The organism is Pseudomonas sp. KBW05 (genome assembly GCF_003852405.1).
GTDB lineage: Bacteria > Pseudomonadota > Gammaproteobacteria > Pseudomonadales > Pseudomonadaceae > Aquipseudomonas.
Genome location: NZ_QAJM01000016.1, coordinates 480,162 through 493,488, shown reverse-complemented (window position 1 = coordinate 493,488; position 13,327 = coordinate 480,162). Strand labels below are relative to the sequence as shown.

Below are 13,327 nucleotides of genomic sequence, written 5' to 3'. Positions count from 1 at the left end.
GTGGGCCCCTTACTTGGCTGCGCGCTCTTTGGCGATCAGTTGATCGGCGACGTTGAGGACAGCCTCCGGACCACCGGCAGTACCCAGGTCAAAACGGTATTTGCCGTTGACGATCAGGGTCGGTACGCCTTGCACGCCATACTTCTGCGCGAGTTCCTTGGCCTGTTTGATCTGGCCCTGGATGGCGAAGGAGTTGAAGGTGGCCAGGAACTTGTCCTTGTCCACGCCTTGGGTGGCAACGAAGTCAGCCATTTCGTCAGGCTTGGTCAGGCGCTTGCCTTGCTTCTGGATCGCGTCGAATACCGCGTTGTGGACCTTGTGCTCCACACCCATGGCTTCCAGGGTCAGGAACAGTTGGCCGTGGGCATCCCAAGGGCCGCCGAACATGGCCGGGATGCGCTTGAAGTTAACGTCGGACGGGAGTTTTTCGGCCCATGGGTTGATAGTCGGCTCAAAGGCGTAGCAATGCGGGCAGCCGTACCAGAACAGCTCCACCACTTCGATCTTGCCAGGCACCGAAACCGGTACCGGATTGGTCAATTCAACATAGGTTTTACCGGCTTCAAGCGGCACGTCGGCAGCTTGTGCGGTCATGCCGAAGAGGCTGGCAGTGACGAGAGCGGCGCTGAGGATCAGATTACGCATGCTTTACTCCTGGACAAATAAAGTCGCCTCACGCGACCTTTGTTGTGACAGGTCTACGCGGGCATGAGTTCGTTAGTGTAACGGCACCGGCCACAAAAAAGGGCGGCCTAAGCCACCCTTTTTATGCTTGCATCGACGGATTAATCGAGCGTTAACGTTGCGTGCAGCTTAGTGCAGGCCCTGGATGTAGCTGGAGACCGCTGCAATGTCTTCATCGCTCAGTTTGCGGGCGATGGTGCGCATGATTGCGGCGTCGCCATCGTTGGCTCGCCCTGCCTCTTCCTTGCGGAAATCGGTCAGCTGCTTGGCGATATAGGTGGCGTGTTGGCCGCTCAAGTGCGGGAAGCCCGCGGCGGCGATACCGGCGCCATTTGGCGAATGGCAGCCGATGCAGGACGGCAGGCCTTTTTCCAGGTCACCGCCACGGAACAGCTTCTCGCCACGGGCGACCAGTTTCGGATCGGCAGCTCCCACGCTGCCCTTCTGGCTGGCAAAATACGCCGAGATGTCCGCCAGGTCCTGATCGCTGAGGTTGGTCAGCAAGCCGGTCATTTCCAGCACCGTGCGCTTGCCATCCTTGATGTCGTGCATCTGCTTGGTCAGGTAGCGTTCACCCTGGCCGGCCAGTTTGGGGAAGTTCGGCGCCGGGCTGTTGCCATCCGGTCCATGGCAAGCACCACACACGGCGGCTTTCGCCTGGCCCGCTGTAGCGTCGCCTGCAGCATGGGCAACACCGGTGATGCCCAGGGTCAACAGCAGACTCACGATCAGTTTGTTCATCAGCTAATCCAACTACGGCTAAGGGGTTTAAGAGTTATCTACCGGGTTTACTCACCATCAACTGAATGACGGCCTGGTAATCCTCAGTACTGCAGTCCATGCACAAACCACGCGGCGGCATTGCCTTGAAACCCTGGGTCACGTGTTGCACCAGCGTGTCCATGCCCTGCGCCAGTCTTGGCGCCCAGGCTGCCTGATCTCCCCGTCTGGGGGCATTGGGCAACTGGCCAGCATGGCAAGCCACGCAAACTCGGTTGTACACCGCTTCCGGATCCTGTGTAGCCTGAGCGCCATAAAGCGGAATCAGGACACCAAAAGCGAGCAACCATCGGGTCATACATCGACCTTTTCAGGGTTTGAGAGCGTTTTGCGTTCTAATGCGCAATAAAGGTCTTTCGCTCCCGTGAACCTCATCCTTCGCTGGGACAAAGCACACACAAAATCTGCGGCATTATATACTGGCGCTACTGAAACGGAAACGACACCGCTTGCCGCACCCTTTCTCGGCACCGCCCACATCGGAAATCTCATGCAACTCAAGAACCCCATCCTCGGCCTGTGCCAACAGTCCACGTTCATGCTCAGCGCCGCCAAAGTTGACCAATGCCCTGATGACGAAGGCTTTGAAGTCGCCTTTGCCGGCCGTTCCAACGCCGGCAAATCCAGCGCGCTGAACACCCTGACCCACGCCAGCCTGGCACGCACCTCGAAAACCCCGGGCCGCACGCAACTGCTCAATTTCTTCAAGCTAGACGAAGATCGGCGTCTGGTCGACCTGCCGGGCTACGGTTACGCAAAAGTACCTATCCCGCTGAAGCTGCACTGGCAGCGTCACCTGGAGGCTTACCTAGGTGGCCGCGAGAGCCTGAAAGGCTTGATCCTGATGATGGACATCCGTCATCCAATGACCGACTTCGACCTGCTGATGCTCGACTGGGCGGTCGCCAGCGGCATGCCGATGCACATCCTGCTGACCAAGGCCGACAAGCTGACCTACGGCGCAGCCAAGAACACCCTGCTCAAAGTGCAGGCCGAAATCCGCAAAGGTTGGGGTGACGCGATCACCATCCAGCTGTTCTCGGCGCCCAAGCGCCTAGGCCTGGAAGAGGCTTACACCGTACTGGCCGACTGGATGGAACTGGCCGACAAGGGCGCGGAAATCGCCGAGTAACTTTTCTGCGGGCAAAAAAAACCCCGGACTTCGTATGGGGAGGGGAAGTTCGGGGTTCAAGTTCCGGACCGCTAGGGCGGGGTCCAGATATCTGCCAACACTTAACACAACATAGGAGCATTGAAGGGCTTCACCACCCATTCAGTAACTCTGAGTAGCCGTTCACGGGTTAAGTTCCGGCAGGTACAAAAAACTATTGGAAATAACTGACGGCGTTATCTGATCTAAAGCACTCTGCCACCACCCTGCGGTGGCGGCAAAGCCCCGGAATCAGTGCGCTTCGTCCCAATTGTTACCCACGCCCACTTCCACCAGCAGCGGTACATCCAGCTGCGCCGCCGCGCTCATGTGCTCGCGAATTTTCTCGCTGACTTCGGCGACCAGATCCTCACGCACCTCCAGCACCAGTTCATCGTGCACCTGCAGGATCACCTTGGCATCCAGGTCCGAATCGGCCAGCCAGTTGTCCACCCGCACCATGGCTTTCTTGATGATGTCTGCGGCGGTGCCCTGCATCGGCGCATTGATCGCGGTGCGTTCTGCCGCCGCGCGCTCCTGCGGCTTGTTGGAGTTGATCTCCGGCAAGTACAGGCGACGGCCGAAGAAGGTCTCGACATAACCTTGATCCGCCGCCTGGGCGCGGGTGCGCTCCATGTACTCGCGAACCCCCGGGTAGCGGGCGAAGTACACATCGATATACGCCTTGGCCGTCTTCGTATCGACGCCAATATCCTTGCCCAACTTCTGCGCGCCCATGCCGTAGATCAGGCCGAAGTTGATCGCCTTGGCGCTACGACGCTGATCCGTGGTGACCTCATCCAATTCAACCTTGAACACCTCGGCCGCCGTGGCCGTGTGTACGTCCAGGTTGTCGCGGAAGGCGTTCATCAAGCCTTCGTCCTTGGACAGGTGCGCCATGATCCGCAGCTCGATCTGCGAATAGTCCGCTGCCAGCAGCTTGTAGCCTTTGGGCGCGACAAACGCCTGACGAATCCGACGGCCTTCAGCGGTACGCACCGGAATGTTCTGCAGGTTCGGATCACTGGAAGACAAACGCCCGGTCGCCGCCACCGCCTGGTGATAGGACGTGTGGATGCGCCCAGTGCGCGGGTTGATCTGCTCCGGCAGGCGGTCGGTGTAAGTGCTTTTCAGCTTGCTCATGCTGCGGTACTGCATCAGCACCTTGGGCAGCGGATAGTCATCTTCGGCCAACTTGGCCAGCACTTCCTCAGCGGTAGACGCCTGGCCCTTGCCGGTCTTTTTCAGCACCGGCAAACCGAGCTTCTCGTAGAGGATCGCGCCGAGCTGCTTGGGCGAGCCGAGGTTGAACTCCTCGCCGGCAATCTCGTAGGCCTGGCGCTCCAGCTCCACCATCTTGTCGCCCAGCTCGACGCTCTGCACGCCCAGCAGGGCTGCATCCACCAACGCGCCTTGGCGCTCGATACGCGCCAGCACAGGCACCAACGGCATTTCGATGTCGGTCAACACGCTGGCCAGGCTCGGGATGGCGGCCAGTTGCGCATGCAATTCCTGATGCAGGCGCAAAGTGATATCAGCATCTTCAGCGGCGTATGGGCCCGCCTGCTCAAGCGCGATCTGGTCGAACGTCAGCTGTTTGGCGCCCTTGCCGGCGATGTCCTGGAAGCTGACGGTGTCGTAGTCCAGGTACTTCTTGGCCAGGCTGTCCATGTCGTGCCGGGTCGCGGTGGAGTTCAGCACGTAGGATTCAAGCATGGTGTCAAAGGCGATGCCCCGCACGGTAATGCCGTGGGCCGGGTCGCCGCCGATGGCGCAGTTGGCCAGGATATTCATGTCAAACTTGGCGTGCTGGCCGACCTTGAGCTTGGTCGGGTCTTCCAGCAGCGGTTTCAGGGCCAGCAGTACGGTGTCGCGATCCAACTGCTCCGGCACGCCGATGTAGGAGTGGGTCAGTGGAATGTAGGCCGCTTCATGGGGCTGAATGGCGAAAGAAACCCCAACCAGCTGCGCCTGCTGGGCGTCGATGCCGGTGGTTTCGGTATCAAAGGCGAACAACTTCGCGTCGTTGAGCTTTTTCAGCCAGACATCGAACGTGGCCTGGTCGAGGATGGTGGTGTAGGCAGCTTCCACGGGCGCTGCGACTTCAACAGTTTCTTCAGCAACAGGCGCGGCCTGAAGCTCGACACGCTTGGCATCGCGTTGAATCTCATCAATCCAGCTTTTGAACTCCAGAAGCGTGTAGAGCTCCAGCAGTTTCTCACGATCCGGCTCGATCAGGTGCAGGTCATCCAAACCCACGTCCAGCGGCACATCGCATTTGATCGTCGCCAACTGGTAAGACAGGAACGCCATTTCCTTATGTTCTTCCAGCTTGGCTGGCAGCGTCTTGGCGCCACGGATAGGCAAGGTCGGCACAATGTCCAACTGCTCATACAGCTCTTTGATCCCGCCATTCACGCCCACCAGCAAGCCGGAAGCCGTCTTCGGCCCAATGCCCGGAACGCCCGGGATGTTGTCGGACGAATCGCCCATCAACGCCAGGTAATCGATGATCTGCTCGGGAGCGACGCCAAATTTCTCTTTTACGCCGTCGATATCCATCGAACTACCGGTCATGGTGTTGACCAAGGTAATGTGCCCATCGACCAACTGTGCCATGTCCTTGTCACCGGTGGAGATCACCACCGGGCGGTTGGCCGCCGCACTGCTGCGGGCCAGGGTGCCGATCACGTCATCGGCCTCGACGCCTTCGACGCACAGCAACGGGAAGCCCAGGGCGATCACGCTCTGGTGCAGCGGCTCGATTTGCACACGCATGTCATCGGGCATGCTTGGGCGGTTGGCCTTGTATTCGGCGTACATGTCGTCGCGAAAGGTCCCACCCTTGGCGTCGAACACCACCGCGAACGGGCTGCCCGGATACTGCTTGCGCAGGCTTTTGAGCATGTTCAACACGCCCTTGACCGCACCGGTGGGCAGGCCTTTGGAGGTGGTCAGCGGTGGTAGCGCGTGGAAGGCGCGATACAGATAAGAAGAACCGTCCACCAGGACGAGGGGGGCTTGGCTCATGAGCAGGATCAACCTTTTCGGCGGGTCAGGCGCTAGAATAGCCGGACCAATGACGACAAAGGGACAAGGTTATCATGCGTACAGCGAATCGCTTGTTGTTGACCGGCTTGATTGCACTCCTGCCGCTGGCCGCCACGGCAGCCGACAGCGCCCCCGGTGGTGACCCTGAGGTCACGATCCGCACCGAAGGCGACAAGACCATCCAGGAATACCGCCAAAATGGTTTCCTGTACGCGATCAAGGTCACGCCAAAGGGCGCGCCACCGTATTTCCTGGTGCGCGCAGACGGCACCGATGCGAACTTCATCCGCTCTGACCAGCCGGATATGCTGATTCCGTCATGGAAGATTTTCGAATGGAAATGATTTCTTAACTTAAATTGGCGCCGCGCCCTGCGGCGCCCGTACTGGCAGTTTTAACCATGTCTGTGTTCACCCCCCTGGCTCGGCCCGAGCTGGAAACCTTTCTCGCCCCTTACGGCCTCGGCCGCCTGCTTGATTTCCAGGGAATTGCCGCCGGTAGCGAAAACACCAACTTCTTTATCAGCCTGGAACAGGGCGAATTCGTCCTGACCCTGGTTGAACGTGGCCCCGTTGCCGAGATGCCGTTCTTCATCGAACTGCTCGACGTGCTCCACGACGCCGACCTGCCCGTGCCCTACGCCTTGCGCACCACTGACGGCATGGCCCTGCGTGAGCTGAAAGGTAAACCGGCGCTGCTGCAACCGCGCCTGGCCGGCAAGCACATCAAGGATGCCAATGCGCAACACTGCGCCCAGGTCGGCGACCTGCTTGGCCACCTGCACCTGGCGACACAAGGCGACAAAGTACTGGAGCGCAAGACCGATCGCGGCCTGGATTGGATGCTTAGCGAAGGTGCGCAGCTTATTTCGCACCTGGAAGCAGCGCCGCAGCGCCTGCTGCAAGACGCCCTTGATGAGATCGAAGCCCACAAGGCGCAGATCCTCGCCCTGCCGCGTGCGAACATTCACGCGGACCTGTTCCGCGATAACGCGATGTTCGAAGGCACGCATCTGACAGGGCTGATCGACTTCTACAACGCCTGCTCCGGCCCGATGCTGTACGACGTAGCAATCGCCCTGAATGACTGGTGCTCGGACGAAAACGGCGTGATCGACGGCCAACGCGCCCGCGCATTGCTGGGCGCCTATGCAGGTCTGCGCCCGTTCACCGCCAAGGAGGCCGAATTGTGGCCGACGATGCTGCGGGTGGCGTGTGTGCGGTTCTGGCTGTCACGCCTGATCGCGGCGGAGTCGTTTGCGGGTCAGGACGTATTGATTCACGACCCGGCGGAGTTCGAACACCGCCTGGCGCAACGCCAGCAAGTGACAATCCAACTGCCGTTCGCGCTCTAAAGCATCAACTCGGTCAAAAATGTGGGAGCGGGCTTGCTCGCGAAGGCGGTGTTTCAGTGCCAGATGTACTGACTGACACGCCGCCTTCGCGAGCAAGCCCGCTCCCACATGGGTTTTGTATTGGCTGTTAGAGCGATTCCAGGCAACCCGCCAGGTCATTCCCCAACTTCTCCAGCACCTGCTCATACCCCTGAGCCGTGGCCGGCGTATAGCCACCCAGCGCATCCAACTCCGCCAGCTTCACCGGCAAGCCAGCCACCAGCGTCTCAGCCAGGCGCGGACGCAACGGCGGCTCACTGAACACACAGGTCTTACCCACTTCCTGCAAGCGCGTGCGCATCGCGGCCACGTGCTGGGCGCCAGGCTGCACTTCAGCAGCAACGCTGAACACACCGGTGTGCTTGAGCCCGTAGGCATCTTCGAAGTAATCGAAGGCTTCATGGAACACAAAGTACGGTTTGTCGCCAATCGTCGCCAAACGCTCTTTCAACCGCGCATCCAACGCATCCAAACGCTCGTTAAACGCCTTCACGTTGCTTTGGTAACGCGCGGCATTCGCCGGATCAGCCGCCGCTAGGTCAGACGCCATGCGCGCAGCAATCACCCGCGCATTCACCGTGGACAGCCACAAGTGTGCATCCAGGCTGCCTGGGCGGTGATCGTGGTCATGCTCGTCGGCTTCGTCGGCGTGAGAGTGGCTATCTTCGGCGAAACGACGCAGTTTCATCCCCGGAAGATCCTGCACGGCCACCGTCGCCGCTGTACGACCTTTCAACACGCGCGGCAGGAAGCTTTCCATGTCCGGGCCGATCCAGTACAGCAGGTCGACCGACTGCACACGCCGTACGTCGGATGGCCGCAACGCGTAGTTATGCGGCGACGCGCCCGGTGGCAACAGCACCTCTGGAACGGCCACGCCGTCCTGCACTGCGGCGGCGATCAACTGCAGCGGCTTGATGCTGGTGAGCACCTTGACCTCGGCCTGAGCGGCACCGGTTACGAACAAACTGGCGACAAATACGACAAAAACGGGAAAAAGTCGGGACACGATGACCACTCAATGGCGTAGGAACGGGTAACATAATAACGTCTCTATCAAATATCTGTCGCCGCTCATGCCTAAAACACCGCTTGCCAGCCGTCCCCACGACCACTCTCACTGCGTGCATACCGCGCTGTCGGAAGCCGACACCCTGTGCGCACAGAAGGGCCTGCGCCTGACCGCCTTGCGTCGCCGCGTGCTGGAACTGGTGTGGCAGAGCCACAAGCCGCTGGGCGCCTACGACATCCTCGGCGTACTCAGCGAGCAGGACGGCCGCCGCGCTGCACCGCCAACCGTGTACCGGGCGCTGGATTTCCTGCTGGAGAACGGCCTGGTGCACCGCATCGCGTCGCTCAACGCGTTTGTCGGCTGCAACCACCCGGAACACGCGCATCAGGGCCAGTTCCTGATCTGCCGCGAGTGCCACGCCGCCATTGAGCTTGAACAAAAAAGCATCAGCGACGCCATCATCAAGAGCTCTGCCGACGTCGGTTTCCGGGTCGAAGGGCAAACGGTCGAAGTGGTCGGCCTGTGCTCGGGCTGCCAGGGGGCTTGATGAGCAACGCGTTAATCCGCCTGGAACAGGTCGGGGTCACGTTCGCCGGGCAAGCCGTGCTGGATAACATCGCGCTGAGCGTCGAACCTGGGCAAATCGTCACCCTGATCGGCCCCAACGGCGCCGGCAAGACCACCCTGGTGCGCGCCGTCCTCGGCCTGCTCAAGCCCGACACCGGCATCGTGTGGCGCAAGCCCAAGCTGCGTGTGGGCTACATGCCACAAAAGCTGCACGTCGACCCGACCCTGCCGCTGTCGGTGCTGCGCTTCCTGCGCCTGGTGCCCGGTGTAGACCGCGCCCGCGCCCAGGCCGCGCTCAAGGAAGTCGGCGCCGAACAGGTGATCGACAGCCCGGTGCAAAGTATCTCCGGCGGCGAAATGCAGCGCGTGCTACTGGCCCGCGCCTTGCTGCGCGAGCCGGAACTGTTGGTGCTGGATGAACCGGTACAAGGCGTCGACGTCGCCGGCCAGGCCGAGCTGTACAGCCTGATCACCCGCCTGCGTGACCGTCATGGCTGCGGCGTGCTGATGGTGTCCCACGATCTGCACCTGGTGATGAGCACCACCGACCAAGTGGTGTGCCTCAACCGCCACGTGTGCTGCTCCGGCCACCCGGAACAGGTCAGCGGCGACCCGGCGTTCGTCGAGCTGTTCGGCAAGAACGCGCAGAGCCTGGCGATCTACCATCACCACCACGACCACGCCCACGATTTGCACGGCGAAGTCGTCGAAGATCCCGCCGCACCCCATACCCACGTTCACGGAGATAGCTGCAAGCATGGCTGATTTTCTGCTCTACGCCCTGCTGGCAGGCTTGGCTTTGGCGCTGGTGGCGGGCCCGTTGGGCTCGTTCGTCGTCTGGCGGCGCATGGCCTATTTTGGCGACACCTTGTCCCACGCCGCGCTACTGGGCGTGGCCATGGGCTTCTTGCTGGATGTCAGCCCGACCATCGCCGTCACCGTCGGCTGCCTGCTGCTGGCGGTGCTGCTGGTGACCCTGCAACAGCGCCAGCCGCTGGCCTCCGACACCCTGCTCGGCATCCTCGCGCCGAGCACCTTGTCCCTGGGCCTGGTGGTGCTGAGCTTCATGCACGAAGTGCGCATCGACCTGATGGCCTACCTGTTCGGCGACCTGCTGGCGATCAGCAGCACCGACTTGGGCTGGATCCTCGGCGGCAGCGCTGTGGTGCTGGTGCTGCTGATAGCCCTGTGGCGCCCGCTGCTGGCCATCACCGTGCATGAAGAGCTGGCCACCGTCGAAGGCCTGCCCGTGCCGACCCTGCGCATGGCCCTGATGTTGTTGATCGCCGTGGTGATTGCTGTCGCGATGAAGATTGTCGGCGTATTGTTGATCACGTCGCTGCTGATCATTCCCGCAGCCGCCGCCCAGCGCCATGCCCGTTCACCGGAGCAGATGGCGATTGGTGCCAGCCTGCTGGGGATGCTCGCCGTGTGCGGGGGCCTGGCGCTGTCCTGGTTCAAGGACACGCCGGCCGGGCCGTCGATTGTGGTCACGGCCGCCGCGCTGTTTCTGCTGAGTTTTGTCCTGCCCCGTCGAGGGGTGTAGACTTGCTCGCTTTTTGCGCAAATAGAGAGTCGCAGGAATGAAGCCGTTCACCTCCCGTTATCTGCTCCTTGCCGCATTTTCCCTGCTGCTGGGCGCCTGTCAAAGCACACCGCCCGCCGCCGTCCAGGCCCCGGACGCACGCGCTACGGCCATCGCACAGCTGGAGCAAAACCTCGCCAGCAGTGAGTTGGCCACCGCCGAAGACCAGTTGGCCGCGCTGCAAGCCCAGTCGCCCAACGATCCCGCGCTGGAGCCTTACCAGCGCCAATTGGCCGAAGCCTACCTGCAGCGTAGCCAGATCGTGCTGCAAAAAGGCGACGTCAACGCCGCCGCCACTGCCCTCAGCCGCGCCCGCGCACTGATGCCCAAGGCCCCGGCGTTGACCGGCGGCGTGAACAGCGCCATCAGCCACGCCCGCAAGGCCGAACTGGACCAGGCCGAAGCCGCCCTGAAAGCCGCCGAAGCCAAGCCGGTGGCCAAGGTCATCGATCCGACGGCCGAAAGCACCACCGTGGCGTTGAACCTGCGCGATATTGAAGAACTTCGCCACCAACTGGATGCGATCGCCACCGATGTGGTGAATTACCAGTGTGATGTGAGCATCCAGGTGCCGCGCACCGAAGACTATCCATGGTTGGCGACACTACTGACCAAGCGGGTCAAGCGCATCGATTCGGCGTATGACCTGAAGCTGCATCGGCAGATCCTGAAGAAGATCCCGGCGCAGGTTGTGTTGATTCCGCGCAAGACGCAATAAAGCCATCGCAGGCAAGCCAGCTCCCACATGTTGAATTGTGAATACATTCAAGTGTGGGAGCTGGCTTGCCTGCGATAGCGATCTGACCAACAACCAATGACTTAAGCCGGAATCGCCTTGGCCCTCGGCTCCCGATCCCAGACCCGATGCTGGGCAATCGCCGCCACAAACGCCTTCAATGCCTTGGCATCCCCGCCGACGATCAACCCCGCATCCGCCTCCAGCTTCAACAGCTCCAGCAACTGCTTGGCCTCGCCCACTACCGCAATCGCTTTCAAATGCTTGTAAGCCTCCAGCAGGTAATGCAGCGCCACACCATCTTCGCTCAACGCCTTCACCGACTTGGCGCCGCCGGGCACAAACACTGCGTCGAACGCCACCGACGGCAAGCCCTCCATGGACGCATCCACCGGCAAGCTCTTACCCTGCGCCGTGGTGACCGGTGCCGAGGTCGGCCCGAGCAATTTGGCGTGGGCGCCTTCGGCCTTCAGCACTTTTTTCAAGGCCTCGATTGCAGCACCGTCCACGCCATTCGCGGCCAAAATCGCCACTTTGCGCGTCTTGATGTCACCCGACAGCAGGTTCGTCTGGCTCAAGGCCGGAGAGCGCGACAACGATACTTTGCGCTCCGGCACCGTGCCTTTTTTCGGCACTGGCAAGCCCAGGTTCTGCGCCACACGCTTGGCCAACTCCAGGTCGATGTTGGCGAGGATCTCATTCACCTGGCGCACACGGATGTGCTCACGCTCCACCTTGCCCAGCTCAAAGCTGTAGGCGGCAATGATGTGCTCCTGCTCATGCTTGCTCATGCTGCGGAAAAACAGGCGCGCCTGGGAGAAGTGATCGCCAAATGACTCACTGCGCTCGCGCACCTTATGGGCATCGATGCGCTCATGGTAGGACTCAAAGCCACCGTCCTGCGCAGCGGGCGGGGTTTCCTTGGGCCAGCCGCCATCGATGGAGTTGGGTTCGTACGCCGCACGCCCCTTATCGATAGTGGTGCGATGCATGGCATCGCGCTGGCCGTTATGGAACGGCGCCACCGGGCGGTTGATCGGCAACTCATGAAAGTTCGGGCCACCAAGTCGGCTGATCTGCGTATCGGTGTAGGAAAACAGACGGCCCTGCAACAACGGGTCATTGGAGAAGTCGATGCCCGGCACGATATGGCCTGGGCAGAAGGCGACCTGCTCGACTTCAGCGAAAAAGTTATCCGGGTTGCGATTCAGCACCATCTTGCCCAGCGGCGTGATCGGTACCAGTTCTTCGGGGATCAGCTTGGTCGGGTCGAGAATATCGAAGTCGAACGCGTGCTCCTTGTCCTCAGGAATGACCTGCACGCCCAATTCCCACTCGGGGTAATCGCCCGTCTCAATCGCTTCCCAGAGATCGCGGCGGTGATAGTCGGTATCTTTACCCGCGAGCTTTTGCGCTTCGTCCCACACCAGCGAGCAGGTGCCGGCCGTAGGGCGCCAGTGGAATTTAACGAAGTTGGACGTCCCTTCGGCGTTAATGAAGCGAAAGGTGTGCACCCCAAAACCCTGCATGGCCCGTAGGCTTTTAGGAATCGCTCGGTCGGACATTGCCCAAATCACCATATGCGCCGATTCGGGCTGCAGCGACACGAAGTCCCAGAAGGTGTCGTGGGCCGAACCGCCTGTAGGAATCTCGTTGTGGGGTTCAGGCTTTACTGCGTGGACAAAATCAGGAAACTTGATCGCGTCCTGAATGAAAAACACCGGCATGTTGTTGCCGACCAGGTCGAAGTTACCTTCGTCGGTGAAGAACTTCACGGCAAAACCCCGTACGTCGCGCACCGTATCACCGGAGCCACGGGGGCCCTGCACCGTGGAAAAACGCAGGAATACCGGGGTTTTATGCCCCGGATCACGCAGAAACCCGGCCTTGGTCAGCGCCCCATGGTTTTCATAGGCCTGGAAGTAACCATGGGCACCGGTGCCGCGCGCGTGCACGATGCGCTCGGGGATGCGCTCATGGTCAAAATGCGTGATCTTTTCACGCATGATGAAATCTTCGAGCAGCGAAGGCCCGCGCGCACCGACCTTCAAGCTGTTCTGGTTGTCGGAAATCTTCACGCCTTGGTTGGTACGCAGGGCCTGGCCGGTAGCGTCGGCGCGGAATGCTTCCAAAGCCTCTAGCTTGGCATTGGTATTCTTACGGTCCAGGGTGTCGGTTCCGGCGAGTTCGCTCTTTGGCTTTTTCGTACTCATCAGTCAAAACTCCTTATTCAGACCCAGGCACGGCACCCGGGAATCGCGTTGCTTAAGTAGTGACTGATGGGGTTTTGGGCCGTTCCTTTTTTATGACCTTTGATCGCGTTATTGCCAAATCGCTGGATGAATGCGAAATAAATGCTAAGAAACGCT

13 protein-coding genes are annotated in these 13,327 nt (G+C 60.7%); 7 read left to right on the top strand and 6 right to left on the bottom strand.

Annotated elements, in window-relative coordinates; translation table 11 throughout:
- Positions 1–9: 9 nt before the first annotated feature.
- The 3 genes from dsbA to DBR46_RS16850 form a co-directional block, all read right to left on the bottom strand.
- Positions 10–645: a thiol:disulfide interchange protein DsbA gene (dsbA, locus tag DBR46_RS16860; protein ID WP_017734686.1), complete on the bottom strand. Its 636-nt coding sequence runs from the start codon at positions 643–645 to the stop codon at positions 10–12.
- Between the two features lie 168 nt (positions 646–813).
- On the bottom strand, positions 814–1,425 hold the full coding sequence (locus DBR46_RS16855) for a cytochrome c4 (RefSeq protein WP_124527088.1): 612 nt from the start codon (positions 1,423–1,425) through the stop codon (positions 814–816).
- A 34-nt stretch (positions 1,426–1,459) separates the two neighbouring features.
- Positions 1,460–1,762 (bottom strand): cytochrome c5 family protein, encoded by a 303-nt coding sequence (locus DBR46_RS16850; protein WP_124527087.1) that lies wholly within the window; start codon positions 1,760–1,762, stop codon positions 1,460–1,462.
- A 192-nt stretch (positions 1,763–1,954) separates the two neighbouring features.
- Between DBR46_RS16850 and yihA the strand changes: the two genes are divergently transcribed.
- Positions 1,955–2,596 carry a ribosome biogenesis GTP-binding protein YihA/YsxC gene (gene yihA, locus DBR46_RS16845; RefSeq protein ID WP_124527086.1) on the top strand — a complete coding sequence of 214 codons (642 nt, stop codon included), beginning with the start codon at positions 1,955–1,957 and terminating at the stop codon, positions 2,594–2,596.
- Between the two features lie 270 nt (positions 2,597–2,866).
- On the opposite strand, the gene polA is transcribed toward yihA, so the two are convergent.
- On the bottom strand, positions 2,867–5,644 hold the full coding sequence (gene polA, locus DBR46_RS16840) for a DNA polymerase I (RefSeq protein WP_124527085.1): 2,778 nt from the start codon (positions 5,642–5,644) through the stop codon (positions 2,867–2,869).
- Between the two features lie 74 nt (positions 5,645–5,718).
- On the opposite strand from polA, the gene DBR46_RS16835 reads away from it, so the two are divergent.
- Together DBR46_RS16835 and DBR46_RS16830 are read left to right on the top strand one after the other, a co-directional pair.
- Positions 5,719–6,009, top strand: a complete 291-nt coding sequence (locus DBR46_RS16835) for a DUF2782 domain-containing protein (RefSeq protein ID WP_017734691.1) — start codon at positions 5,719–5,721, stop codon at positions 6,007–6,009.
- A gap of 56 nt (positions 6,010–6,065) precedes the next feature.
- Positions 6,066–7,019, top strand: coding sequence for a homoserine kinase (locus tag DBR46_RS16830; protein WP_124527084.1), 954 nt, complete (start codon positions 6,066–6,068; stop codon positions 7,017–7,019).
- A gap of 127 nt (positions 7,020–7,146) precedes the next feature.
- Here DBR46_RS16830 and DBR46_RS16825 read toward each other — a convergent pair whose 3' ends face one another.
- A complete protein-coding gene (locus DBR46_RS16825) occupies positions 7,147–8,076 on the bottom strand; it encodes a zinc ABC transporter substrate-binding protein (protein ID WP_124527083.1) in 930 nt (309 codons plus the stop codon).
- A gap of 46 nt (positions 8,077–8,122) precedes the next feature.
- On the opposite strand from DBR46_RS16825, the gene DBR46_RS16820 reads away from it, so the two are divergent.
- From DBR46_RS16820 to DBR46_RS16805, 4 genes are read left to right on the top strand one after another with little or no spacing between them, the layout of a single operon-like run.
- On the top strand, positions 8,123–8,617 hold the full coding sequence (locus DBR46_RS16820; protein ID WP_169898891.1) for a Fur family transcriptional regulator: 495 nt from the start codon (positions 8,123–8,125) through the stop codon (positions 8,615–8,617).
- Positions 8,617–9,402 (top strand): zinc ABC transporter ATP-binding protein ZnuC, encoded by a 786-nt coding sequence (gene znuC, locus DBR46_RS16815; protein WP_124527082.1) that lies wholly within the window; start codon positions 8,617–8,619, stop codon positions 9,400–9,402. Before DBR46_RS16820 ends, znuC begins: the two co-directional genes overlap by 1 nt.
- The gene (znuB, locus tag DBR46_RS16810) at positions 9,395–10,183 is read left to right on the top strand and encodes a zinc ABC transporter permease subunit ZnuB (RefSeq protein WP_017734696.1); all 789 of its coding nucleotides are present in this window, start codon (positions 9,395–9,397) and stop codon (positions 10,181–10,183) included. The genes znuC and znuB overlap by 8 nt, the downstream gene beginning before the upstream one ends.
- Before the next feature lie 37 nt (positions 10,184–10,220).
- Positions 10,221–10,940, top strand: coding sequence for a PA5502 family lipoprotein (locus tag DBR46_RS16805; protein ID WP_124527081.1), 720 nt, complete (start codon positions 10,221–10,223; stop codon positions 10,938–10,940).
- A gap of 101 nt (positions 10,941–11,041) precedes the next feature.
- Here the strand turns inward: DBR46_RS16805 and katE are convergent, their stop codons facing one another.
- The gene (gene katE, locus DBR46_RS16800) at positions 11,042–13,171 is read right to left on the bottom strand and encodes a catalase HPII (RefSeq protein ID WP_124527080.1); all 2,130 of its coding nucleotides are present in this window, start codon (positions 13,169–13,171) and stop codon (positions 11,042–11,044) included.
- Positions 13,172–13,327 lie beyond the last annotated feature (156 nt).